This window comes from Dyadobacter sp. BE31, from assembly GCF_031457695.1.
Taxonomy (GTDB): Bacteria; Bacteroidota; Bacteroidia; order Cytophagales; family Spirosomataceae; genus Dyadobacter.
This window is the reverse complement of record NZ_JAVDXA010000003.1, coordinates 13,016-36,620: the sequence shown is the minus strand read 5'-3', so window position 1 is coordinate 36,620 and position 23,605 is coordinate 13,016. Positions and strand designations below refer to the sequence as shown.

General features: G+C 49.8%; 22 protein-coding genes and 1 riboswitch. Of the genes, 9 read left to right on the top strand and 13 right to left on the bottom strand.

What is annotated here, in order from left to right; genetic code table 11:
- Positions 1-31 precede the first annotated feature (31 nt).
- Positions 32-148: riboswitch (TPP riboswitch) on the bottom strand.
- Between the two features lie 64 nt (positions 149-212).
- Together J2Y43_RS15820 and J2Y43_RS15815 are read right to left on the bottom strand one after the other, a co-directional pair.
- Positions 213-2,621, bottom strand: coding sequence for a phosphoketolase family protein (locus tag J2Y43_RS15820; protein WP_309984354.1), 2,409 nt, complete (start codon positions 2,619-2,621; stop codon positions 213-215).
- Between the two features lie 7 nt (positions 2,622-2,628).
- On the bottom strand, positions 2,629-3,789 hold the full coding sequence (locus tag J2Y43_RS15815) for an acetate/propionate family kinase (RefSeq protein ID WP_309984351.1): 1,161 nt from the start codon (positions 3,787-3,789) through the stop codon (positions 2,629-2,631).
- Positions 3,790-4,178: 389 nt separating this feature from the next.
- Between J2Y43_RS15815 and J2Y43_RS15810 the strand changes: the two genes are divergently transcribed.
- Genes J2Y43_RS15810 through J2Y43_RS15800 form a run of 3 tightly spaced genes read left to right on the top strand, consistent with a single transcriptional unit; the run spans position 4,179 to position 7,007 of the window.
- Entirely contained in the window at positions 4,179-5,030 is an 852-nt protein-coding gene (locus J2Y43_RS15810) for an NEW3 domain-containing protein (RefSeq protein ID WP_309984348.1), read from the top strand.
- 5 nt (positions 5,031-5,035) lie between these two features.
- Positions 5,036-6,043 (top strand): ABC transporter ATP-binding protein, encoded by a 1,008-nt coding sequence (locus J2Y43_RS15805; RefSeq protein ID WP_309984346.1) that lies wholly within the window; start codon positions 5,036-5,038, stop codon positions 6,041-6,043.
- Complete coding sequence (locus J2Y43_RS15800) at positions 5,997-7,007, top strand: ABC transporter permease (RefSeq protein WP_309984344.1); 1,011 nt, start codon at positions 5,997-5,999, stop codon at positions 7,005-7,007. Before J2Y43_RS15805 ends, J2Y43_RS15800 begins: the two co-directional genes overlap by 47 nt.
- Before the next feature lie 90 nt (positions 7,008-7,097).
- On the opposite strand, the gene J2Y43_RS15795 is transcribed toward J2Y43_RS15800, so the two are convergent.
- The 6 genes from J2Y43_RS15795 to J2Y43_RS15770 all read right to left on the bottom strand — a co-directional run bounded on the left by J2Y43_RS15795 (position 7,098) and on the right by J2Y43_RS15770 (position 11,849).
- Positions 7,098-7,712, bottom strand: a complete 615-nt coding sequence (locus J2Y43_RS15795; protein WP_309984342.1) for a hypothetical protein — start codon at positions 7,710-7,712, stop codon at positions 7,098-7,100.
- A 328-nt stretch (positions 7,713-8,040) separates the two neighbouring features.
- Positions 8,041-8,901: an SDR family oxidoreductase gene (locus tag J2Y43_RS15790; RefSeq protein WP_309984340.1), complete on the bottom strand. Its 861-nt coding sequence runs from the start codon at positions 8,899-8,901 to the stop codon at positions 8,041-8,043.
- Between the two features lie 77 nt (positions 8,902-8,978).
- Positions 8,979-9,548, bottom strand: a complete 570-nt coding sequence (locus J2Y43_RS15785; protein WP_309984339.1) for a Crp/Fnr family transcriptional regulator — start codon at positions 9,546-9,548, stop codon at positions 8,979-8,981.
- A 72-nt stretch (positions 9,549-9,620) separates the two neighbouring features.
- Complete coding sequence (locus J2Y43_RS15780) at positions 9,621-10,529, bottom strand: helix-turn-helix transcriptional regulator (RefSeq protein ID WP_309984337.1); 909 nt, start codon at positions 10,527-10,529, stop codon at positions 9,621-9,623.
- Between the two features lie 8 nt (positions 10,530-10,537).
- Positions 10,538-10,891: a hypothetical protein gene (locus J2Y43_RS15775; RefSeq protein WP_309984335.1), complete on the bottom strand. Its 354-nt coding sequence runs from the start codon at positions 10,889-10,891 to the stop codon at positions 10,538-10,540.
- 37 nt (positions 10,892-10,928) lie between these two features.
- Positions 10,929-11,849 (bottom strand): SDR family NAD(P)-dependent oxidoreductase, encoded by a 921-nt coding sequence (locus tag J2Y43_RS15770; RefSeq protein ID WP_309984333.1) that lies wholly within the window; start codon positions 11,847-11,849, stop codon positions 10,929-10,931.
- A 132-nt stretch (positions 11,850-11,981) separates the two neighbouring features.
- Here J2Y43_RS15770 and J2Y43_RS15765 point away from each other — a divergent pair, with 132 nt between their 5' ends.
- On the top strand, positions 11,982-12,329 hold the full coding sequence (locus J2Y43_RS15765; protein WP_309984331.1) for a carboxypeptidase-like regulatory domain-containing protein: 348 nt from the start codon (positions 11,982-11,984) through the stop codon (positions 12,327-12,329).
- 171 nt (positions 12,330-12,500) lie between these two features.
- On the opposite strand, the gene J2Y43_RS15760 is transcribed toward J2Y43_RS15765, so the two are convergent.
- Positions 12,501-13,475 carry a helix-turn-helix domain-containing protein gene (locus J2Y43_RS15760; protein WP_309984329.1) on the bottom strand — a complete coding sequence of 325 codons (975 nt, stop codon included), beginning with the start codon at positions 13,473-13,475 and terminating at the stop codon, positions 12,501-12,503.
- Between the two features lie 119 nt (positions 13,476-13,594).
- Here J2Y43_RS15760 and J2Y43_RS15755 point away from each other — a divergent pair, with 119 nt between their 5' ends.
- On the top strand, positions 13,595-13,921 hold the full coding sequence (locus tag J2Y43_RS15755; protein ID WP_309984327.1) for a VOC family protein: 327 nt from the start codon (positions 13,595-13,597) through the stop codon (positions 13,919-13,921).
- A 424-nt stretch (positions 13,922-14,345) separates the two neighbouring features.
- Entirely contained in the window at positions 14,346-14,759 is a 414-nt protein-coding gene (locus J2Y43_RS15750; RefSeq protein WP_309984325.1) for an EamA family transporter, read from the top strand.
- A gap of 85 nt (positions 14,760-14,844) precedes the next feature.
- On the opposite strand, the gene J2Y43_RS15745 is transcribed toward J2Y43_RS15750, so the two are convergent.
- The 3 genes from J2Y43_RS15745 to J2Y43_RS15735 all read right to left on the bottom strand — a co-directional run bounded on the left by J2Y43_RS15745 (position 14,845) and on the right by J2Y43_RS15735 (position 19,211).
- A complete protein-coding gene (locus J2Y43_RS15745) occupies positions 14,845-17,256 on the bottom strand; it encodes an ABC transporter permease (RefSeq protein ID WP_309984323.1) in 2,412 nt (803 codons plus the stop codon).
- Between the two features lie 682 nt (positions 17,257-17,938).
- Complete coding sequence (locus J2Y43_RS15740; protein ID WP_309984321.1) at positions 17,939-18,829, bottom strand: aminoglycoside 6-adenylyltransferase; 891 nt, start codon at positions 18,827-18,829, stop codon at positions 17,939-17,941.
- Between the two features lie 28 nt (positions 18,830-18,857).
- The gene (locus J2Y43_RS15735; protein WP_309984319.1) at positions 18,858-19,211 is read right to left on the bottom strand and encodes a helix-turn-helix domain-containing protein; all 354 of its coding nucleotides are present in this window, start codon (positions 19,209-19,211) and stop codon (positions 18,858-18,860) included.
- A 95-nt stretch (positions 19,212-19,306) separates the two neighbouring features.
- Here J2Y43_RS15735 and J2Y43_RS15730 point away from each other — a divergent pair, with 95 nt between their 5' ends.
- The 3 genes from J2Y43_RS15730 (at position 19,307) to J2Y43_RS15720 (ending at position 21,035) form a co-directional block, all read left to right on the top strand.
- Positions 19,307-19,849 carry an NAD(P)H-dependent oxidoreductase gene (locus J2Y43_RS15730; protein WP_309984317.1) on the top strand — a complete coding sequence of 181 codons (543 nt, stop codon included), beginning with the start codon at positions 19,307-19,309 and terminating at the stop codon, positions 19,847-19,849.
- Between the two features lie 56 nt (positions 19,850-19,905).
- Positions 19,906-20,442 carry a class I SAM-dependent methyltransferase gene (locus J2Y43_RS15725; RefSeq protein ID WP_309984314.1) on the top strand — a complete coding sequence of 179 codons (537 nt, stop codon included), beginning with the start codon at positions 19,906-19,908 and terminating at the stop codon, positions 20,440-20,442.
- A 122-nt stretch (positions 20,443-20,564) separates the two neighbouring features.
- A complete protein-coding gene (locus J2Y43_RS15720) occupies positions 20,565-21,035 on the top strand; it encodes a hypothetical protein (RefSeq protein ID WP_309984312.1) in 471 nt (156 codons plus the stop codon).
- A gap of 53 nt (positions 21,036-21,088) precedes the next feature.
- Here the strand turns inward: J2Y43_RS15720 and J2Y43_RS15715 are convergent, their stop codons facing one another.
- Positions 21,089-23,494 (bottom strand): FtsX-like permease family protein, encoded by a 2,406-nt coding sequence (locus tag J2Y43_RS15715; RefSeq protein WP_309984310.1) that lies wholly within the window; start codon positions 23,492-23,494, stop codon positions 21,089-21,091.
- Positions 23,495-23,605: the final 111 nt, after the last annotated feature.

Genomic DNA, 23,605 nt, shown 5'->3' with positions numbered 1-23,605 from the left:
ATAAAAAGGCTGTTCCTTTTTACGGAAACAGCCTCTTATTAGTCCTTTTCCTTTCGCTGGAATTGTCCAGATCAAGTTCTAAGGATTTGTTCTCAGATCCAATAGTAAGCTTTTACAGCCAGCTATCGGGCCACTCCTTAAAGACTAACGTAACAATTGGTAAAAGAACCATGCCGCGGCTGCACACCCGAAAAGGCGGAAATGGCACGAATTTATATCCGCCGTACCAGCTTTTTATCATCCCGAAGCTGCCCTGAATCTTCGGCACCCCACTTCCACTCGCGCACTTCGAGCATATCCAATCCGTGCTCGTTGATATAAGCCCGGTGCCTGATCAACGTTTCCTCCATCAATTGTCCCAGATAGGTCGTTTCGCTGCTGGTTTCAGGTAATCGCTCTATGACCTCGCGCACGAGGTGAAAACGGTCGAGCCCGTTGAGGACCGTCATGTCGAAGGGTGTGGAAATGGTTCCTTCCTCCTGGTATCCCTTTACATGAAAGTTGTTATGATTGGTGCGGTTATAGGTTAGCCTGTGAATCAGCCACGGATAGCCGTGATAGGCGAAAATCACCGGCTTGTCACGGGTAAAAAGCAGGTCAAAATCCCGGTCGTCGAGCCCGTGCGGGTGCGCGCGGCCCGATTGCAGTTTCATCAGGTCAACCACATTGACAACCCGCACCCGCAGGCGGGGAAGGTGCTCTCTTAAAATGGAAACGGCCGCGAGCGTTTCGAGCGTGGGCACATCGCCTGCACAAGCCATCACCACGTCCGGGTCGTGCTCCTGGTCGTTGCTCGCCCATTGCCAAATACCGATGCCCATACTGCAATGTGTAACGGCCGCCTCCATATCCAGCCACTGGGGCGCCGGGTGCTTGCCGGCGACAATAACGTTCACATAATGTTTCGACCGAAGGCAATGGTTGGCCACCGACAGCAGGCAGTTGGCATCGGGCGGTAGGTATACCCGAACGATTTCCGCCTTTTTATTGATCACGTGATCGATAAAGCCGGGATCCTGATGTGTGAAACCATTATGGTCCTGTCTCCATACATGTGACGACAGCAGGTAGTTCAATGACGCGATTTTCCTCCGCCAGGGGATACCGAGCGTCACCTTCAGCCACTTCGCATGCTGGTTAAACATCGAATCGACAATGTGGATGAAAGCCTCGTAGCTATTAAAAAGGCCATGGCGGCCCGTAAGCAAGTAGCCTTCCAGCCAGCCCTGACATAAATGCTCACTCAGAACTTCCATAATACGCCCGTCGGGCGCAAGAAATTCGTCCTGCTCGTCAATCGGGGCGGTCCATTGCCGCGGCGAGGTTTCAAAAACCGCATTCAGCTTGTTGGAAACTGTCTCGTCGGCGCCGAAGATCCTGAAATTGCGGGTACCGGCATTGGCCTGGATAACGTCGCGCAAAAAACGGCCGAGAACCGTCGTGTTAGAAGCCTCTTCGTCTCCCGGAGCACGCATCACTACCGCATATTGCCTGAAATCCGGCATTCGCAAATCCCTGAGCAGCAACCCGCCGTTTGTGTGCGGGTTTGCACCCATCCTACTTGTGCCGGTAGGCGCAAGCGCCGCGATATGGCCATGCAAATGGCCCGTTTCATCGAAAAGCTCTGCCGGCCTGTAACTTTGCAGCCATTCTTCCAATTGAGGCAGATACTGATGATGCAGCGCGGGAGAAGGCAACGGAACCTGATGAGAGCGGAACGTCCCTTCAATTTTCTTCCCGTCTACCTCTTGGGGGCCTGTCCATCCCTTAGGCGACCGGAGCACAATCATCGGCCATATCGGGCGCTGTGTTTGATAACCGCTCCGCGCTGCGGATTGGATGTCGCGGATCTGCCCGATCGCATTATCCACTGCCGAGGCCATTTGCCGGTGCATAGCCGGGGGATCAGCGCCTTCCACAAACAGTGGCGCCCAACCGCAGCCGCACAGAAAGTCGCTAAGCTCCCGACGGCTGATACGTGCCAGAACGGCCGGATTGGCAATCTTGTAGCCATTCAGGTGCAGGATCGGCAGCACGGCCCCGTCGGTAACCGGGCTCAGGAACTTGTTGGAATGCCAGGCCGCCGCGAGCGGGCCCGTCTCGGCCTCACCGTCGCCGACCACACATGCCGCGATCAGTCCGGGATTATCCAGCACCGCCCCAAATGCATGGCTTAACGAATATCCGAGCTCACCGCCTTCGTGGATAGACCCGGGGCACTCCGGAGAAACATGACTGGGAATCCCTCCCGGGAAAGAGAACTGCTTGAAGAGCTTTTGTAACCCTTGCACGTCCTGGCCGATTTCCGGGTAGATTTCCGAGTAGGTCCCTTCCAGATAGGTGTTTGCCACCAAAGCCGGACCGCCATGACCAGGGCCGGAAATATAGAACATATCCAGGTCGTAGGCCCTGATAACCCGGTTCAGGTGGGCGTAGATGAAGTTCTGCCCCGGGGTTGTGCCCCAGTGTCCCAGGATATTTCTTTTGATATGCTCTGCTCGCAGCGGATCACGCAATAGCGGATTTGCCAACAGATAAAGCTGGCCGACAGACAGATAATTGGCGGCACGCCACCAGGCATCGACTATCTCCAAATCATTTGGGTTTGCTTCTACGGTCATAGGACTTTCAGTTTGCATTGGCGATCACGTTCAAAGTCTGTTCGGCTATAATCCGCTCCTCATCCGTCGGGATCACATACACCTGTGTGGACGCGGAAGGCCGGGAAATCCTGAATGCATTTTCCATGTTGCCAGTTTCATCAAGGGAAATCCCGAGGAAACCCAGCCCCTTACAAATCTGTGCCCGGATCTGCGGGAAATTCTCTCCGATCCCTCCGGAAAAGATCACCGCATCCAATCCTCCCAAAGCTCCGCAGAGCCCGCAAAGAGCCTTTTGAGCCCGATAGCAGAACAGGTCCACCGCTTGTTTCGCCCGGGTATCCTGCCGGCCGGCTTTTAGTAGCCTGCCCATGTCGGCGGTCGTGGCAGATACGCCCAGCAAGCCGCATTCGGCCTGTATTAGTTGTTCCAGTTCCGCCAGGCCAAGCCCTTCCGCTCTGGTCAGATATGTTAAAATGCCGGGATCCATGTCGCCCGGGCGTGTCCCCATCATCAGCCCGCCCTCTGGCGTAAAACCCATCGTGGTATCGACGCTTTTCATGCCTTTGACCGCGGTCATGCTCGCTCCGCTACCCAGGTGTGCGATGATCAACCGCCCCGAAGCGGCCTTTTCCCCGGCTCTTTCCTCGAATGCGCGCAGCAAATAGGTGCAGGATAAGCCATGGAATCCATACCGCACGATTCCTTTTTGGATCAGATGCCGCGGAAGCGGCATCATCCGTGCCACCTCGGGCAGATCGGTATGAAAGGCGGTATCAAAGCATGCCACGTGAAGTTTGCCTGGCAGCAGCCGGCGCATACTATCGATTATCGTCAATGCGGCTAGCATATGGACAGGCGCCAATAGCCTGTTCCCTTCCAGTTCAGCCCTCACTGCGTCATAAATCAATACAGCCTGTTTTCGATTACGGCCATGAACGATCCGGTGACCAACCGCCCGGATCGCGCTCAGTAAACCGGCTTGCTCAAGATACAGGACAATGTACCCGGCTGCTTCCCCCGCATTCCCTAGCCGGACACGGCCTTCGAATGCATATGCGCCCTCAACCCGCATGGACGACTCCTCACTTCCAATGTGGTCGATTTTCCCTTTCAGAAGCCTATCAGCATCCATATTATAAACGCCGAAGCGAATGCTGGACGAGCCGCAATTAATAACAAGTATCATGGATACAACCTGGTTCTCAGCCATTAAAAAATAAAAAACTGAAAATCTGAAATAAGCATGCCCCGGGCAGCTTCCGGCTTCCGAAAAACATTCCGGGAGCGGCCATTTGAACCTCGAAGTTGTCGCTTGTCTCACGAATGTTTACCGAAGGCACTGTCGTGCTGGTAGCAGAGTTGCTGGAAATTTTTTCAGGATTATGACACTTGTTCTGACAGATTTAGACTGAAGAAAACTGACAAAGCTGGCAGAACAAGAAATTTTTGTGAACTGGTTTTTGAAAAATTCACTCATTTTTTATTTTCGCGGCAATTAGAGTGCGTAGGCCGAACCAGGCTTTGCAACCATTCTTTAATAAATGAAACTTAGTGATAACTTTTGTTTGTTAGATTATGTCTCTTTTTTGTCCATTTTTCAAAAAGCACAACACTCATTCCATCTGCGGTTTACTTTTCTTAGCCGCGCTTTCGGTAAATTCACAGGCACAGCCTTCGGGTAAACCAAGCGGAACCTCTTCTTTTCAAACCAACTTATTTAATCTGGAAGCCAGCGCCAACGAGCCATTCCGGTATTCGGCAACACTGAAAAACGGGTCTGGCCAGGCAAAAATCTATGCTTTGGATGCGAAAGTGCCCACAGGCTGGCTGGTATCTTTTCGCACCTTGGGCAGCCCGGTCACCTCGGTCCATCTTGAACCCGGCGCCACCCAGGAGGTATCCGTGGAATTGACCGCAAATCCCTATTCCAAGCCGGGGAAGTATGCCATTCCGGTAACGGCTGTTTCGCCGGTCGACACGCTCAGGCTCAATCTTGAAGCAGTTCTCAAAGGGGCTTACAAGATTGAACTGACAACCCCTTCGGGCCGGCTCAGTGGAAATGTCACCGAAGGCAGCGTAGAGCAGATCGTGTGCACGATCAAGAACACGGGCACCCTGCCGCTTGCCGATGTGGAACTGACAGCCCAAACACCACCCAAATGGCAGGTTACCTTTGAACCGGCCAAAGTGGAGCGCATAGACCCCTCCGGTTCTATCGAGGTAACGGCCAAGGTGCATGTTCCCGACAAAACGATAGCCGGGGATTACCTCACCACGTTTACGGCCAAAAACCCGAATGCCAATGCTGACGCTGCTTTCCGGATCACCGTTAAAACTTCCTTACTATCAGGCTGGCTCGGCATTCTCGTCATTTTACTTGCCATCGGTTTGATATTCAGGTTAATCAGAAAATACGGTAGACGATAAACAGTATGGAAAATCCTGTCATTGATTTGAAGGGGTTGACTAAATGTTATGGTTCTCTGAAGGCCGTCGACGATCTGAACCTGAAAATCGAAAAAGGTGAAATATTCGGTTTGCTTGGGCCGAACGGAGCAGGAAAGACTACCACTATCCTGATGATGCTCGGGCTTACCGAACCCACTTCGGGTAAAGCGCTGGTCTGCGGAATCGATGCAACTACCCATCCCATTCTGGTAAAGCGCAAGGTAGGTTATATGCCCGACAGCATCGGCTTCTACGAAAGCATGACAGCCCTTGAAAACCTGGTATACACCGGGAAGCTGAACGGCATCCCCGGAAATGAGGCGCACCAACGTGCGCTGGATCTGATGGATCTGGTCGGCCTGGGCGATTCGGCCCACAAAAGAACGTCTGTTTTTTCCCGCGGTATGAAGCAACGGCTCGGTCTGGCGGAAGTTTTAATCAAACGGCCGGAAGTCATCATCCTCGACGAACCCACGCTCGGCATCGATCCGGCGGGCGTTAAAGAGTTCCTCGGGCTGATACGCGAGCTGAGCAGGGAACAGGGATTGACCGTCTTATTATCTTCTCACCATTTGCACCAGGTGCAGATGGTCTGCGACCGTGTCGGCATTTTCGCTGCGGGCAAAATGCAGATGGAGGGAAATATTCACAAGCTTTCGCAGACCCTTTTTGCCGAAGACTCCTACTCGGTGAGCATTACCGTGCGAGAACCTTTACCCGCTTTGTGGGAACACAGCGATGAACTACGACAGGTCCGGGACGTGCGAGAGTTGCGCATTACCGAAAACCTTGTGCAGATCGCGTGCGCTTCGGATGTTACGCCCGACATTGTCCGTTTCTTTGTCGCCAAGGGACTTGACGTAATGGGCGTCCACAAGAGGGAGTTCGGCCTTGACGAAATTTATCAAAAATATTTTGATAACAATTTAATCGAAAACAATACCGATGAAAAGTCTCGCAGTATTTTCAAAAGGTACCTCAATAAAAAGTAAACCCTCCGCAGACCCGTCCAATGCATTCCGGGTGGTGGTCGGTAAAGAAGTGGCGGACCATATCCGGAGTTGGCGGCTTATCCTATTGCTGGCCTTGCTGGTGCTCACATTTTTGGGGGCCTTGTATGTCTCGCTAAGCAATATAAGGAGCGCAGTTTCCAACATGCAGGACCCGGATAGCACCTTTCTTTACCTGAAACTTCTTACCACCACAGACGGTACGATGCCACCGTTTCATGTATTTCTGAATTTTCTCGGTCCATTGCTCGGGATAGCGCTGGGTTTTGACGCGATCAATTCCGAACAGAATAACGGCACCTTGATTCGCCTGATGGCCCAGCCCGTATATCGCGACAATCTGATCCTGGCAAAATTTGTGAGTGCATTAATGCTTGTTGGCACCCTGTTCTTTACCCTCGTCCTGCTTATGATAGGAGCGGGCTTGTGTATTACAGGTGTCAGCATCGAACCGGTTGAAGTGCTCCGGATCTTCACTTTCGCCATCCTGACCGTGGTTTATGTCGGATTTTGGCTGAGCTTGTCGATACTGTTTTCCATTGCGTTCAAACAAACGGCCACTTCCGCGCTCGCGGCGATCGGCGTGTGGTTATTTTTTACCGTATTCTATCAGATTGTTGTCAATTTAATGGTCGGGGCGCTCGTTCCCCGACAGGCTATCCTGACAGAGACCGACCTGGTCGGATATAATGAAATGCTGCTGAATATACTCCGCCTGGCACCAAGCCAGCTGTTTTCTGACGCGACGACCACCCTGCTGATGCCATCTGTACGAAGCCTGGGCCCTATGACAATGGAGCAAATGGCGGGTGCTATTCCCTCGCCTCTTCCATTTACGGAGAGCCTGATGGTGGTCTGGCCCCAACTATCCGGATTAATAGCCGCAACATTTCTTTGTTTTGCCTATTCTTATTACCTGTTCATGCGAAGAGAGATCAGAAGTTAAAAAGACGCGGCACAGGACTGGCAGAGGCGGAATTTCATACCATAGTGTATGGTCTCTGCCCTCTCCTACGGACGGTGAATGGCCGGAATTTTAGCTCAATTCCATAAGCCCGTCGGTGAGCGATTGCCATTGCAGCTTGGAAAACGCTTTTTCAGCGAAAAATCCGACAATCGCATTGCGGACTTTGTCGATCAGCGAACCGGTTTCTGTATTAGGTTCAATGTTGCGGTCATACACGGCCGCCGTTACGCGAGCGTGTTCGCGTGTGACGGTGAAAGTACTGGTGGAAGTCTGGGCGTAAAAGTGGGTCGGCTCCGCATCGCTCGAATGCGGGGCTGCCACGGGCCTCACGCGGAGGGCTACGCTCTGCACATCCCCGGAATCCGCCTCTTTAATTTCTTCTATTTTTACCCAGTCGTATCCGCCGGCTTGCTCGCCCCCGGGACCGGGGATATCAACGCAGATCAGCAGCCCCTCCCGCGCCGCGCCCGGTACTGGGTGCCCGTCCGCGTCGGTAAGTGTAAATCTGGCTAATGCCTTACCAGCCCGCTCCTGCCAGCCGTTTACATGCAGCAACCGTGACTTAGCCAAATTGAAAAAACCGATCGCTTCTTCCGGCCCGACGAATGTGCAGGTGCTTTCAGCTGTGATCACATCTCCTTTCTGTTGTCCGGGAATGGCCCCGGTGTAGTTCTTTTCATCCATCTCGCGGGATATTTTAGGGGACTCCGAACCGAGCCCCGAAACGTAGCAGCTGCTAGAAATAAATATGCCAGTCGCCGCCTTCTTTCCCACGGACAGCCTGACAGGCCTAGCCAAAAGTATTTAAGCAGGTTCGACTTGCCGCTTTTTTCTCTACTTTGCAATCACGAAATCACTTGCCAGCAAATTTGTGTGGACTTTTTCACGCAAACTGGGCCGCACTGAGCAACTCGACGCCCTCGGAATACCACGCTACGTTTAACTGAGCCGCCAACTACTAAAAAAAACGGCAGTAGCCCACGCCACTGCCGTTCCGTTAAATCTGTTCTGGTTACAATAGCTCACCCATCCCGAACACGGTCAATCCCTTGGCAAATTGTTCGGCTATGGCCTGGTTGGCAGCTTCAATGTATGGGCCGGTGATGGGGTCTACCACGGTGCGTAATGGCCTTGCTCCCTTTGGCGTGCCGATCAGTTTCACAATAGCATCTGCCACATCCTGCGGGTCAGGCTTTTTAGCCTGCATCTCTCCGCTCAACGAGGCTACCATTTTGTTGGGTATGTCGGCAATGGCCCCGTACCCTTCAAATACGCCCTGGTCTGACGCGGGGTTATTCTTTTGCTGCATTTCGGTAGGGAAAGCGCCCGGCTCCAAAAGGGCCACATCAATGCCTAAACGCTTCACCTCGTAATGCAGGCCCTCGCTGATTCCTTCAAGCGCAAATTTGGAGGCCGCGTAAATGGTAGCGAACGGGAACGATACCCTTCCGAAGCCGCTGGTCACGTTGATGATCAGTCCGTCTGCCTGTTTGCGCATCGCGGGTAGCACCTGCTTAATCATTCGCCAGGGGGCATACACATTGATATCAAAAGTGGTATGCACATCGGCCGTGGTAAAGCTCTCGGCCACGCCGGTCATGCCATAACCGGCATTGTTCACCAGTACATCAATAGCTCCTTGATTGGCCAAAATGGTTTCAACGGCCTGTTTCACGCTCTGCTCATCTGTCAGGGTAACGTCCAAAACGGTCACGTTTTCCACTGCCGCAAGGGCCTGGGCTTTATCGGCATTACGGCCTTTGGTATCACGCATGGTAGCATAAACCTGGTGCCCCAAAGCAGCCACGCTGTGGGCGGTAAGCCAGCCAAAACCACTATTTGTCCCGGTTATCAATACGATCTTTTTGCTCATCTTTTTTACTTTTTATTGAATAAGCAAAGGTTGAAAACGGCAACAAAAAAGCATTTATCATTTGGTAAAAAGCGCCGCTAGCGGATATTACGGCGTATACGGCTCAGCGATTGCTGGGTGATGCCCAGGTACGAGGCCACGTACGAAAGCGGGATACGGTTGATCAGGTTGGGGAACGCTTCGATGAACGACAAGTAACGCGTGGTGGCGTCTTCTGAAACCAGCGGACTGCGCCGCTCCATGGCCAGGGTAAGGCACTTTTTTACCATGTTGGCCTTCATCATCTCCCAGCCGACAATGGTGCCGGATATCTGGTCCCAGTTCTTTTTATTGAAAGCCAGCACCTTGCAGTCGGTAACGGCCTGCACATATTCGGACGCTACGATCTGCGATTCGAATTTTTCGTTATCGACCACAAAGTTGCCTTCGTCCACAAAATAATTGGTGATTTCTTCGCCCCGGTTGTTATAATAGCAAAAGCGGAACACGCCTTCCAGCACGAACGCCACATACCGGGGCACCTTCCCCGCTTCGGACAGGTAGTCGTCTTTTTTTAACTCGAGCATTTCGACCTTGCTCAGCAAAAACTCGATCTGCTGTTTGTTCAGGTCGCCAAATTGCAGGATAAGATTTACTAGTGCTTCCATCACTTAAAAATAGTACACATCGCGGGCCATCCATTTATCATATGGTAAAAAATGAGCAGAGGCATGAGTATTTCAATTGAAGGACTGCCGGAAATCCAACGGGCTTTGTTTGGTCTTACTTTTAAATAATTTATTGAAAGACTGGGGATGCTCAAAACCCAATTGATAGGCGATCTCACTGACGGACAACCTGGTCGTAGATAATTTTTCTTTCGCCTTCTCAATCAGTTTCTCGTGGATGATCTGCTGCATCGTTTGGCCGGTCAGCTGTTTTAGCAGGCTACTTAAATACTTGGAGGATATGTTCAGGGCATTGGCAAAATAGCCTACGGTCGGCAGTCCTTCGGAAAGCAGCTCTTCGTCGTTTAGATAGGCTGTCAAGATCTCCTCCACCTTGTCCAGCACCTGGTGGTTGGTGATTTTCCGGGTGATGAACTGACGCTGGTAAAAACGTTCGGCGTATTTGAGCAAGGTTTCCAGATGCGAGATAATAATGTCCTGACTGAATTTATCCAGGTTGGAATAATATTCGGCTCTAATATTTTTGATCAGCTCATTGATCACTGTTTCTTCCTTGTCTGAGAGAAACAGCGCCTCGCTGGTCGCATAGCTGAAGTATTCGTACCGCTTGATCTTGGCGGCAAGCGATGTGTTCCAAAGAAAGTCAGGGTGTACGAACAGCATCCAGCCCTCCAGACCGTCGGGCACACCGTTTTCTTCGCCGCGCAAGATCTGGCCGGGAGACAAAAAGGCCATGAGCCCTTCATCAAAGTCGTATTTCTGTTGCCCGTAATACAAGCCGTCACAGCCTCTTTTCATGGATATCACATACAAGTCGAAAACGACCGCCTCTATACCTGTATCGTTTTTCATGCCTTTCAGGTCCACGATGCTGATCAGCGGGTGATGGGGTTTAGGGAGGCCCATCAAACGGTGTATTTCCGTGATAGAACTGATCCGGTAGGGTTTGCTGCTTGCCATCCTGCGGGTTATTTAAATTTAAACGGATATTTAAGCCAAATCATCACCAATGGCATGATTAAGAATGGGATCTCCATCAACGCCATGCGGTAATTTCCCGATCTGAGCGCCAGCCCCATGATCATCACAATCAGGATCGCATTGAGCATATTGCCCCAAAAAAAGGTTCCGGGGATGAGCAAAAGTACACCGACCGCTATGGCCACACAAGCCAGATAGGGAATCAAAGTTTCGCTGATCCCTAAACTTTCCATCATCTTAACCGACTCCGGATTGTTTTTGTAATGCAGGGTATCCCAGGCATGTTTGAAGCTGAGCGCTACTGAAACGAGTAGCAGCACAGCGGAAATAATGTTTTTCATTGTGTTTCAATTAAGGACAAATCTTGATTTGCTAAACCTAATTCATTGATTGACTATTCAGTTTTTTGAATTTCTCAAATTCCCTGTGCCCCATTTTCATCAACTGATGGGGAATCAAACGGCTTAAAAATTTGATTACGCCGACCAGGAACGGCTTGATCTCAGGCGTATCGTTCAGCAACCCCTTTACGGCTACATTCACCAGCTTATCCACATCCATCATCTGGCTTGGATTCGGTGGCAGCACCCAGTCATTTTGGAGATTGGTGTTCACGCCCGGAGGGACCAGTTCGAATACTTTGACGCTGGTTCTTTCTAATTGCATCCGAAGGGCCAGGGTGTATGCATGAACCCCCGCTTTGGAAGCGCTGTAAACCGGCGCCGAAGAATAAGGCATATAAGCAATGGCAGAGGAAACATTTACAATCGCCGCGGAAGGCCTCCCCATCAAATGCGGTAAAAATTGATGAACCATCCGGATCGTTCCCGTCAGATTGATATCGATCTCGCGGGTGATGTTTGCCAGGTCCTTGCCGGCGTCCAGAGCGTCCAGCAACCGCATTTCACCTGCATTGTTAACGATCATATTCAGATCGGGGAACTGCTGGGTCACCTCTTGATAGAGGCGCTCAATATCTTGCGGATCGCTTACATCGCTCTGGAAGACGTGTGTTTGGGGGAAACGACTCTTCGTATCATTTAAGGCCTCTTGTTTACGTCCAGTGACGATGATTGTTGATCCTTGCTGGGTAAGTTGTTTGACAAGTTCCAAACCGATACCGCTGGTTCCACCTGTGATCAGAATGGTGCTATTCTTTAAGTCCATATTTTTCTTGTTGTTGTTGATGCAAAGTTCATCCAATGTCGGTGAACGGATGTATCCAAAAGTCGCGATGTTGTAGTTGAAAGGAAGACTGAGGACTTCTGTTTCTTTATGTCCGATTGGGGTTGCTGCCAAATTTGTCTTGACAATGAATGCGGCAATAGGCCGGTCGGGTGCATCATATTCCTTTTGGCTACATCAAAAGGCGTTTAGGCTAATTCCGCTTTTTTTCCTGCTGCAATTTTGCCCAAACGAAATCAGGATAAAATGAAACAAGGAAGCAAGATGAAGACCCATGTGCTGGCCCTACTTCTCAGTATAGCGAGCGTGGCGTCATTCGCACAAACGACAGGTAATTTCAAAGGGAAAATTTTGGATCAGTCCACCAAGCAGCCGGTTACCGGCGCCACTGTGCAGATCGATCATTCACAATTCGAGGCGGTCAGCGACACCTCGGCGATGTTCACGATCAATAACATTCCCGCCGGCACTTATGCCGTAACAGTTTCTTATATCGGTTTTCAAACCAAGAATATCAGTGAAGTAGCTATTACACCGGGCAAAACCTATTACTCTGAATTAGAAATTTTGGAGTTCAGGGCTTCGTTCAACTGATCATTGTTGGATAAGACATTATTAGCTTGAAACCTTTACTCAAAAATATGAAATCGCCGTCGCCTGGTTTAATTATCCTGGCACCTTAACCAAAGTGGACACTCTTGAAAACGATGAATTTCGCCGGCATGAATTCGAGAAAGCTTACAGAATGACAAAAGCAATTATTTATCAATAGGGCGCTGTATAATACCTTCTGCGATAATCAAGGGGCGTCAGGTCTGTGTACTTTTTGAATACCTTCCGGAAGGCGTCTATGTTGTCGTAACCAACATTATAGACGATTTCATTGATCGTGTCTGTTGTCGATTCCAGCTGCTTCTTTGCAAATTCAACTTTGACACGCTGGATATATGCCGCAACAGAATTGCCAGTACATTTCTTGAACCGTCTTTCGAATGTCCTTCGCCCCAGCGATACCATCGTGCAGATTTCCTCGATGTTCAACAGTTCTGTCGGGTTGCGCTCGATAAAATCCTGCGCACTTAAAATTTCCTTGTCTTCATGTCTTTTCTGACCCATGAAAATTCTGAACGGATTCTGGCTCTTTCTGTCGATATCAATCTCAAACATTTTGGATGCCAGGATAGAGATCTCCCGGCCTAGATGTTTTTCAATCACATACAACAGCAGGTTCAGGTACGAGTATCCACCCGCACAAGTGTAGATTCCGGCCTCATCTGTGATGATCCTATCCTCTATCAGGCTTACCTGCGGAAATAATGATTCAAATTCATTTTTCGCCGCCCAATGGACCGCGCAACTTCTGCCATTGAGTAGCCCTGTGGATGCCAGAAAAAACGATCCCACGCACAGCGTTACCAGTTCGGCACCCATGTTGTACTGCCGAATCAACCAATCTGCATACCCCTCGTTACTTTGTAAGGCCTTTGCAAAATCACCACACAATAAGGGGATTATCGCAACATCGGTTTTGGCTACGTGATGTATTGTTTTGTCGACAGTAACGCGATACAGGCCACGGCCTAGCTTTACACTATTTTCCAGCCCGACAATTTCCACGGTATAGAAAGCCTGCTTCCCCTGGTACCGAAGAAAGTCATTTACCCGGCTCAGCATCTGGTAACTGCTATCTATGGAATTGATCGTCGCGTCGTGCAATGCCAGAATGGATATATGTTTCATACAGCAAAAATAGTCTAAGCCCTTGACGCGATCAACACGTAAGATTGTCGTTTCCGCCGTGCCCCCGACCGTGTTGCGGATCGTAATTTTACAGCACAATAACTTTAAAAAAACCAACAATGAAAACGACAGAAATCATCATGATCCCCGTGTCGGATCAGCAACAGGCAAAAGACTTTTATCTAAAACTGGGATTTGAGGTCCTTGCCGAAGCCTCTATGGGTAATGGCGAAACATGGCTCCAAATGGGCTTGCCCGGCCAGCTGACTACGTTATCCCTTGCCAAATTCCAGGGGATTATCTTTGAGACCGACGATATCAAAAACGAAATCGATGAATTGAAAGCAAAAGGCATCGTGGCAGGGCAAATTGACCCTACACCCTGGGGACAATTTGCCTGGCTGCAGGATCCGGATGGCAACAAGTTATGCCTTCACCAAAAATGAGGGTATTTACGTTTGATGCTGGAATGCTTATTCGTAACACATTCTAAAAGTCTGCCTTAGCCTTACCTTCACGGGTAGGGCTGTTTTTTGCTGCGTCGTACAGAGCTGACGATTAGAAAGATCAAAACTCCGGTTCTGTTTTAGTAAATCAATAGATATTTTTTTACTACTTTATAGCCAACGATACGCTCAATATTCGGATCAGGGAATCGGCCCAAACAAGCAATTCACAATTTATAAACCCAGGTGGAAATATATTGCTCAACTCGCGCCACAAGCCGGATTCTAGACTTCTTCCGGCTGTGGTATTCGATATGTAGCTCTGAGCTGTTGAAACCAGTTACATAGCGACGGCACCTACCGATTTCAAGCCGCTTTTCAAAAGGAAAGGCGGCTATATTTCAATTCAAAGAAGGCAAAAGACATGTGGCGATATTATGCATTGTTTTCAGCGATTTTTGCAGCCTTGACCGCGATCCTGGCCAAGGTTGGCATTAAAGGCATCAACGAGAATCTTGCCACGGCAATACGCACCGTGGTTGTGCTTTTGATGGCCTGGGGAATCGTTTTTACCTACGGAGATCAGAAACATTTAAAGGATTTGTCCCGCAACAACATTTTGTTTCTGGCAGCTTCCGGCGTGGCGACAGGGCTCTCGTGGATTTTCTATTTCAAGGCCCTTGAAACGGGCCCAGTTTCTAAGGTAGCCCCTATCGACAAGCTCAGTGTCGCAATCGCTATCGCACTGTCTGCTATGATACTGGGCAAGCGGTTGGACTGGAAAACGGCAATGGGCGCGGCACTGATCCTAGCCGGCACCCTAGTGCTGGTCCTTTAAAAGCGGTGTCTCCAAAGGCCGGCTCCAAAAAATAATCCAGATCAAGAGAAACCTTTCCACAAGAGCAAAGCGATACATAAAGGAACTACTCCATTTTCAATGCTTTTACAGGATCCATCAATGCCGCTTTGATGCTCTGAAAACTGATGGTGAAGAATGTGATGAGCACTGCAATCAGGCCCGCCACCATAAACAACCAGGGTCCGATCTGCACCCGGTATGCGAAATCGCTTAGCCATTGATCCATGAAATACCAGGCCAATGGCGAGGCCAGCACGATTGCGACCAGGACAAGTTTTACAAAATCAATAGATAATAGCATCACGATGCTTGCTACTGAGGCGCCGAGTACTTTCCGTACGCCGATTTCCTTGGTACGCTGCTGCGAAATGAACGCAATGAGCCCGAATAAGCCCAGGCATGAAATCAGGATAGTGACCAGGGAAAACAGGCGAAGAATGGTGGAAACCTTACTTTCTGCCTTATAGATATCGGCGAATTCCTGGTCCATGAAATGGTAGTCGAAAGGACGCAGTGGGAAATTCTTTTTCCAGATTTTTGCTAATATTTCAATGGTCTGCCGCGCATCTCCTCCACGTGTCTTGATCAGGACTTTGCCAAAATAGTCGTATTCAGGAATCAATGCGATTGAGGAGATTTTCTCGTGCATAGACCGGAAATGGAAATCTTGCAAAACTCCCTTCACCTTACCCTTACGGCCATTCATGTTCACGGTTTTCCCAATGGCCGCTGCCGGTGTCCATCCGAGTGCCTTCACCGCCGATTCGTTCAGCAAGAATGCGTAAGAACGCAGACTGGCACTATCCCTGGTTGACTGTGCGATGTCAGTATCGTTGTAGGCTTCGCCTTCCACCAGTTTCATACCCATCGTTTGTACAAAATCCTTTTCCACCGGGATCGCCGTGATATTCATATAATAACCATTCGGCTTGTCCTCGGCGGTAATGGAATAGCCCCCCTGCACATTCAGCGGCGAATCATAGGATGCACTCACCGATTGAACACCCGCATGGCTGAGCAGCTCACTTTTTATAGCATCGAGTTTGGCAGGCGAAATTCCAGCGGCCATATCCAATACAATCACCTGATCAGGATTCAGACCCAGGTTTTTATTTTGGATAAAATCGAGCTGCTGGTTAGCAATGAGTGTAGCGATGATAAAGAGCATGGATACCGAAAATTGGAACACGACCAGCCCATTGCGCAGCCGACCACGGTCAGAAAGGGTCAATGCATGGCCTTTCAAAACACGGACGGGCTCAAAGCCTGAAAGTACGATTGCCGGATAAGCCCCTGAAAGTAGCGTGACCACAACAATGAGCATTCCAATGAGCAAGGGAAATGTAAAGTCAGGCCAAACAGCCAGATTAAGCGCACTGCCGGTGAGGTTACTCAGCCCGGGAAGGCAGAGTATAGCGGCCAACAAACCAATCACCGTGGCTGCAACGGTAATCAATCCGCTTTCCAGTAGGTGCTGTATAAAAAGCTGTCTCCGTACGGCGCCTATCACCTTGCGCACACCCGCTTCCCGCGCCCGGATGCTCGCACGAGCCGTTACGAGATTGACGAAATTAATGCAAGCAATTAGAAGGATCAGCGCGGCGATCCCGCCCAGGATATATATGTACTTATAATTACCTGAGGCTTCCATAGCGTTGGAAGCAGTCGAATACAGATGTATTTCGCTGAACGGTTCCAGCATCAACCGCACCTTTGAACTTGGGTCTTGCGGATTGTTGAAGTTTTTGTTGACAAGGGCATCTATTTTTGCTTGCAGCGTTTGGCGACTCGCATTTTCTTTCAACAACAGATAGGTATAGTCGTCAGCCGAGTCGAATACTTCGGTTCTGGAGCGCGGCAGCGTGCGGTAGCTGCCAAGCCAGTTAAATTTAATATGCGAATAGGACGGCACATCCTTCACTACGCCAGTTACCAGCATCGTGTAGCGCTCGTCCATTTTGACAGTCTTGCCAATAGCGCTCTCCTGCCCGAAGTATTTGCGCGCAGTTGTCTCATCGATCACCACCGCATTGGGTTGTGAGAGCGCCGTTTTAGGGTCGCCTTCCACAAATGGAAATGTGAAAACCTGGAAAAACGAAGAATCTGCAAAGAGCACGCTGCGCTCGTTGAAAAGCTGGTCTTTATATTGCACAGCTACGGAGCCTCCACTGCTTAAAGGATATAACCGCACCCCGCGCTCTATTTCCGCGAATTCCCGGGCAAACAATGGGGCGATACCCGTTGGTGTGACTGCCGTGTAAGTCGGTTCACCATTTCCTGACTGATAAAACAGGTTAACGCGGACCATCCGCTGAGCATACTGCTGGAAGCGATCATATCTTACTTCGCGGAGCACATAAGTCGCCAGCAGCAGGAAGCAGCCGATCCCGATCGACAGCCCGGCAATACTCGCGGTCGAATTGGCTTTATATTTCCATAAGCTTCTGAAGGCGATTTTGAAATAGTTATGGAGCATAGCGAGTCAGGATGGTTCAGCAGGATGTTTTTCAGTTATCTAATAGTCAGAAGGACAGTTCAATAAATCCATGCCATTTTTTTACCCCGCTGGAAGCCAGAATTTTAACCGCGCTCCGCTGTCCGAAATCGGACAGCGTGGGCGTCATGATCGTGACTGATATGATAATGGATACAATCATAGAGCAGGATCAGGGTACTGCCGTTGCACAGTAGCTTGGTTATGCAGCCACAGGCGTCTGTCCGTCAGTTCATGCGCGGGCAGGGAAAGCATCTTACTGATCTTTTATGACCCTCGACCGACTATCGTAAAAATTCCGGTAAAAATGGTCAGTATGGCGCCGTTGTTTGTTACTCGTGCCGAATAATAAAACGCTGCTTAAAGTCATAACCAGAGCTGTCATTCCATGAATCAGCAGATGTTCGAAGTGCTAAGTAGAAATTACGGTGAAACTGATCACCTAATTTCTACTTAGATTGAACAAGTCATTTCGGCCTAGACTGACCACAATATTTTTCTTTTTGTCAGCGAGTTACGCAAAATGAATCAAGATTAGACGATGGTCAATCTGCCACGAAATGCGGGGTCTGTGGCACCGTATTATCCAGCTCTGCAAAGCCCTTGAATTCCAGCCAGGGGACATTCTGAAAAACTCGGATTTGTAATGCTACTCGATTGCCGTTTAGTCATAAATTGACCGCGCATCACCCGGCAGCACTTTGACATGCCGTAGATACGCTCTTACACCGCCCTCCCATTCTGTGGGATATTCGTATCCCAGCTCAGCAGCAATATACCTTGCCGCGGAACTAAATAAATCCATGCATTCAAAAGTAGCATCCCAAATGTCAGGCAAGCTCGCCAGCGGGTAGGTCGCCAGCAGCTTGTTGTATAAATTGGCGTCCAAATAGCGCTGGTAGTATTTTCCTGACTTACCAGGGTTTACCTTGAAGTTATGGCGGCACCCTATATACCAGTCCAGCATTTGAAACAGCGCGCCCCTTATGACCTGGCTTGTCAGCTCCTGGGCAAAAATCACCTGGCCCCGCCAAAGGGCTTTGCCCAGGCTGGAATTAGTAAACCAGAATTCATTACAACAATCTGTAAAAGAGCGTTGCGATGGCTTTTGTGCCAGATATCCTGCTTCGCTTGGCTTGGGCAGCCGGCTGTTATTGAAAATACCGGCTTTGTCCAGCAGTACTTTGCAAAGGCTGTCGGCCGTGAAATGAGCAAGATCTTTCAAGGGCACTAACACCAGGTCGATCCGGTTGCCATCTGTAAACAGCATCAGATAGGAGAACGCCTGTGAAAGCTCCGGGTCTGGTGGATATAACTCCATATCTTCCGGCAACTGCATGATCATCCGTTCTCCGAACACATCTACCCAGCTATGATCGTGCAAAAATGATCCCGGATCTTCGATTACATAAATGATGTCGAAGTCCTGAAAAATATCGGGCGTAACATTGGGATTCGACCTAGATCCGTCCTGCAACACGGCCAGTATTCGACTATCTGCTTTGGCAACGTCTAGTATTAAATCCAGCATTTCTGGTGTACTTCTACTTTTCATGCGTCCTGGCCTTGATCGCTGTCATAGATTACAACTCCTTGTGTTTGTCGCCCCACATTGCAAGCTGCTCAATAATGGGTTTGAGATCGTAGCCAATCACTGTGAGCTCATACTCGACCCGTGGCGGTACTTCGGCATGCACGACCCGGGTAACTATTTTGCTGTCTTCGAGCTTTCTCAATTGAAGCGTTAACATACGCTCAGTGATGCCCGGCAGCAACTTTTTCAGCTGACCAAATCTTAATTTGCCGTTCATCAACCAGGCAATGATAGCAAGCGACCATTGTCCGCCAATGATATTAGCCGCATAAACTTCGGAGCATTCATCGCTCAACGCAGCCTTGTTAGCAAAGTTGGTGGAACTGACCTTCACTTTTGACATCACTTACATTTTTTATAGTACCCTACATTGGGTGGTTAAATTACAATCTCCGGGGTTACTGCCATAATTTTGAAAAAAAATCAAGGCAGGCGTTCATGAAGACATTGGTAATCATCATCCATCCAGACATCCAGAATTCAACAGTCAACAAGCAATGGCTCCAAGCGCTAAACAGGTCTCCCGAAAAATTCACTGTTCACCAACTCTATGAAGCCTACCCTGACGAGAAGCTGGATGTCGCCGCTGAACAGAGGTTAATAGAGCAACACGACAGGATCATCTTTCAATTTCCCTTTTACTGGTTCAACTGCCCGCCTCTGTTTAAAAAGTGGCTCGACGAAGTAATGACCTACGGCTGGGCATACGGAAGCCGGAGCGGATACAAGATGGCCGGCAAAAAAGTGGCCCTGGCAATTTCCTTTGGCATTGACCACGATGAGTATAACCATTCGGCAAAATACAAGTACACCGTTGAAGAACTCACCCGCCCCTTTGAGCTCAGCTTCGAATATGTCAAAGCAGACTACCGGCCATTCTTTGGCTTTTATGGCATCGAGCTGAACTCTTCAAAAGAATGGATTGATAAAGGTGTCGATCACTATCTTCATTTCCTGGACACATTTGCGAAGTCAATGTAAATTCGCATAGGCTATCGGCGTTGGAAAAACACAGATTTATTTACTCGCTTAACCATATGACCGAAAGAGAAGCAAAAGAACTTATCAACGGCGGCATCGAAGGTGGTCGTCCCGAGCTTTGGATGGATCTGGGCTGTGGCAACGGCACTTTCACTGCTGCCCTGGCTACGATGTTGCCCCAAAAAAGCCGTATCATCGCAGTTGACAAAAAAATGCAATTACTCAGCAAAGAAATGGGCAACCAGGTTACCATTGAATTTTTGCTGGCTGATTTCGAGTTGGAGTCACTGGATATATTCCATCTGGATGGCATCCTTTTAGCCAATTCATTGCACTATATCAAGGACAAAGCAAGTTTGATACATCGCCTGGAAAAATGTTTTGAAAAGAATAAAAAGTTCTTGATTGTTGAGTACGACACATTAACGGCAAACCCCTGGGTGCCCTATCCTATCGATTTCAAAAGTTTAAATACATTCTTCAGCGAGCTCGGGTACAACTCAGTTTCGAAGTTGGGTGAGCGCCCATCATTGTATGGAAACGGGAATCTTTACGCAGCTATTGCAACAAATAAATCTGGCAATCCCGCCTGAGTAATTCCTCTCACGTTGAGGGATGATAGAATTGTTGTATTAAACGCTGGTTCAACCACGCTCCACATATTGGGGCGTACCCACATTTCGTTGTCACTAGGTTACATAACTTGAAACCTGGTATGCAAGCCCAAAAATTTAAAACGTGTACATTAATATATCTTACATTACTTCCGACGTTTACCTCGTGCAGCAACACGAAGCCAACCCTATCGGCGAAGCTGGTGAACGAGACACCCACTTCACCTAAATTCTCCCCCGATGGAAGGGTGGTAGCGGCAGGAATCTTCGGAGGCGTCAGGGTTTGGAATGTGCAATCTGAGAAGTTTCGCGACTACCCTACTGCGCTCAAAAACGAGACTCCAAAACGTGTTTTCTTTTCACCTGATGGCAAATGGATGGCCGCAGGCGTATACGGTGCGGTACGTACATGGGAGCTGGAAACTGGTGCCTGGCACGATTACCCAATGAAGATTCGCAACGAGACGCCCGAAGTGATCGCCATATCGCCCGATGGACAGACTATAGTGACCGCAGCCTTTGGAGGGATAATGAAATGGAAGTTTCAGGGCTTTACAGGATCAAAAAACTAAAAGGCACCTCTGATTGATAATTGCCCGGATTGTGAAGTTCGTTTTGCTCTATGTCACTCACTTCGCAACGATTTCACCGGATTTACCACCGCCGCTTTCACACTTTGGAAACTCACGGTGATCAACGCGATCATGAGCGTTGCCAGCAATGCCAGCAGAAAAATGGCAGGGCTGAGGGAAATACGGTATTCGAAGTTGCTTAGCCAGTCCTTCATCACCCACCACGCCACCGGCGTAGAGACCAGAAATGCTATGCCAACAAGTTGTAGCAACTCGCGGTTGAATAACCAGAGAATGCTGCCCACGCTCGCCCCCAGCACCTTACGCACACCCACCTCCTTGGTGCGCTGCACAACCATGAACAGGATGAGCCCGTATAAACCCATACAGCCAATAAGCAACGCAACGCCGGCAAAAAAGTTGATCAACCGGCCCATTGTTTGCTCTTGCTGGTAAGTCTCCCGAATCTGGTCGTCCACAAACTTGGGCTCGAAAAAGCTGTCGGCATATACCTGATTGTAGGCTTTTTCCAATTGTTTCAATGCGCGGCCGTAATCGGCGGACCGGAGCTGAATGTTAGCGGAATAATAGCCGGTAGCTACGGTAGTCAGGAACATCGGGTTGATGCGCTGGCGCAGGTCCGACTGGTTGTAATCTTTTAATACACCTACAATTTCGAGCGGCGCAAAACCGGCCTTATGCAAATGTCTACCCACCACATCGGTAGGTCGGGTAAAACCCAGGCGCTTCATAAGTGTTTCGTTGATGAGTGCTTCGCGGGCGGTGTCGGACGGTTGCAGATTACGGCCAGCCATCAGTTTCAAACCATATAAACCCACATAATCGGCATCGATCCAGGCCTGTTGAGGGCCATACGGCTCCTCCTCGGGGCGGTTGTCGAAGCGTATGCTCGTCTGGCTCGTCCAGCCCGACTGTGGAGGACCACCCATCGAATAGCTCACATTGGCTACGTCTGGAAGTGCATTGGCGAGGTTGCGGAAAGCGCGCATTTTGCCGACGTCCTGCGAGGGTACGTTGGGCAGGCTTACCGTCAGGATGGCATCTTTCCGGAAACCCAGATCCTTGGTCTGTACGTAATGCAGCTGGTTAGCAACCACAATGAGCCCGATGACAAGCATTTGTGAAATGGCAAATTGCATCACCACCAGCCCGTGCCTTAGCGAAAACCCGCCTGCTTGCTGGGTGGTAAGCCGCCCGGCCAGTGCGACCACCGGACGGAAACCGGCGATCACCAATGCCGGGTACAGGCCTGCAAGCAAGATAACTGCAAGCACCAGCAAAACCAGGCCCCCGGCGACCTCCGGTGAAAAATAGAAAGTAAACCGGAACGGCCCGTGCAGATAATTTTGCGCCAATATCTGACCATAATTGAAAATTACCATCCCAAGCACCAGCGCCACGAGTACTATCAGCGTCGTTTCCCCGATAAACTGCCAGAAAAGCTGCGTTTTGGTACTGCCCAGCACTTTGCGCACGCCTACCTCCCGTGCTCGGTTGAGTGCCTGTGCGGTGGCCAGATTTACAAAGTTGATGCTCGCAGTACCGATCAACAATATGCCGATCAGTGCCAGCGACCATAGCAGCCCACGGCTCACTCCCCCATATTCGGGCGATAAATGCATGCCACTAAACAGTATCGCCGGATAGGACGTTTCCTTCGCTTTCGCAGGATTGTATTTTTTGACAAATGATGGCAGCAGCCGGTTCCAGTCAGCGGCGGTGAACCGGTCGTCGAAAAGGGCGAAACAATGGGTACTTCCATTGGTATTGTCAAAAGGCTGATCTTCGGGGCGGCCATTGAGCTGTTCTTTCACCAATGGCCAGCAGGCCATCATCGAATAAGCCAGGTCAGTGTCTCCGCGGTAGTCGGCAAATACACCCACCACACGTGCGGGAATGCGCGCGTCCAGTCGCACGAGCCGGCCTATGGCATGGGCAGTGGAGCCGAAGCATTTGCGGGCCATTTCGGCACTCATCACCACGGTACCCGGCTGGCTCAGTTCGTCGGGGCCGCCGGCTATCCAGGTGTAATCGAAAATCTTGAAAAAGGCTGGCTCCACGAACGCACCATGGTGTGTTTTGTCCTTGATTTTCTTGTCATCTCCGTTGACAACCGGCACGGCCACCATCGGCGAATACCATTCTTCCAGCATCGCCACACGCTCGATGTCAGGATATTCGTTCCGGACAGCCTGACCCAATGGATAAGGAATGCCCTGAATATTAAATGCGCCCGACGAGGATGTAAAGCGGGAAGTGATCTGATATATCCGGTCGTAATTGCGGTGATACCGGTCAATCTGGTAGTGAAAACGGACGAGCGCGAAGATCAATAATGCGCAACCCAGGCCCAGCGCGAGTCCGCTGATGTTGATCAGTGCGTAAGCCTGATTCTTACGCAAATTACGCCAGGCGATTTTGAAATAATTATAGAGCATAATCGGCAGTTAGGATGTTGCAGGCGGGTCGGTAATAGCCTCCGAACCAGATTAGTCCAATTTCTATACCATAAAGACAAAACCGCTTTTCAATCATTTGTAACCACCTTT

Excerpts from the sequence above, each read along its gene's own strand:
- J2Y43_RS15785 (WP_309984339.1), bottom strand. The coding sequence starts at position 9,548 with ATGGAAGCACTAGTAAATCTTATCCTGCAATTTGGCGACCTGAACAAA.
- J2Y43_RS15815 (WP_309984351.1), bottom strand. The coding sequence starts at position 3,789 with ATGATACTTGTTATTAATTGCGGCTCGTCCAGCATTCGCTTCGGCGTT.
- J2Y43_RS15765 (WP_309984331.1), top strand. The coding sequence starts at position 11,982 with ATGAAACAAGGAAGCAAGATGAAGACCCATGTGCTGGCCCTACTTCTC.
- J2Y43_RS15715 (WP_309984310.1), bottom strand. The coding sequence starts at position 23,494 with ATGCTCTATAATTATTTCAAAATCGCCTGGCGTAATTTGCGTAAGAAT.
- J2Y43_RS15820 (WP_309984354.1), bottom strand. The coding sequence starts at position 2,621 with ATGACCGTAGAAGCAAACCCAAATGATTTGGAGATAGTCGATGCCTGG.
- J2Y43_RS15780 (WP_309984337.1), bottom strand. The coding sequence starts at position 10,529 with ATGGCAAGCAGCAAACCCTACCGGATCAGTTCTATCACGGAAATACAC.
- J2Y43_RS15720 (WP_309984312.1), top strand. The coding sequence starts at position 20,565 with ATGCAAGCCCAAAAATTTAAAACGTGTACATTAATATATCTTACATTA.
- J2Y43_RS15790 (WP_309984340.1), bottom strand. The coding sequence starts at position 8,901 with ATGAGCAAAAAGATCGTATTGATAACCGGGACAAATAGTGGTTTTGGC.
- J2Y43_RS15795 (WP_309984342.1), bottom strand. The coding sequence starts at position 7,712 with ATGGATGAAAAGAACTACACCGGGGCCATTCCCGGACAACAGAAAGGA.
- J2Y43_RS15755 (WP_309984327.1), top strand. The coding sequence starts at position 13,595 with ATGAAAACGACAGAAATCATCATGATCCCCGTGTCGGATCAGCAACAG.
- J2Y43_RS15760 (WP_309984329.1), bottom strand. The coding sequence starts at position 13,475 with ATGAAACATATATCCATTCTGGCATTGCACGACGCGACGATCAATTCC.
- J2Y43_RS15810 (WP_309984348.1), top strand. The coding sequence starts at position 4,179 with ATGTCTCTTTTTTGTCCATTTTTCAAAAAGCACAACACTCATTCCATC.
- J2Y43_RS15800 (WP_309984344.1), top strand. The coding sequence starts at position 5,997 with ATGAAAAGTCTCGCAGTATTTTCAAAAGGTACCTCAATAAAAAGTAAA.
- J2Y43_RS15745 (WP_309984323.1), bottom strand. The coding sequence starts at position 17,256 with ATGCTCCATAACTATTTCAAAATCGCCTTCAGAAGCTTATGGAAATAT.
- J2Y43_RS15725 (WP_309984314.1), top strand. The coding sequence starts at position 19,906 with ATGACCGAAAGAGAAGCAAAAGAACTTATCAACGGCGGCATCGAAGGT.
- J2Y43_RS15730 (WP_309984317.1), top strand. The coding sequence starts at position 19,307 with ATGAAGACATTGGTAATCATCATCCATCCAGACATCCAGAATTCAACA.
- J2Y43_RS15735 (WP_309984319.1), bottom strand. The coding sequence starts at position 19,211 with ATGTCAAAAGTGAAGGTCAGTTCCACCAACTTTGCTAACAAGGCTGCG.
- J2Y43_RS15740 (WP_309984321.1), bottom strand. The coding sequence starts at position 18,829 with ATGAAAAGTAGAAGTACACCAGAAATGCTGGATTTAATACTAGACGTT.
- J2Y43_RS15775 (WP_309984335.1), bottom strand. The coding sequence starts at position 10,891 with ATGAAAAACATTATTTCCGCTGTGCTGCTACTCGTTTCAGTAGCGCTC.
- J2Y43_RS15805 (WP_309984346.1), top strand. The coding sequence starts at position 5,036 with ATGGAAAATCCTGTCATTGATTTGAAGGGGTTGACTAAATGTTATGGT.
- J2Y43_RS15750 (WP_309984325.1), top strand. The coding sequence starts at position 14,346 with ATGTGGCGATATTATGCATTGTTTTCAGCGATTTTTGCAGCCTTGACC.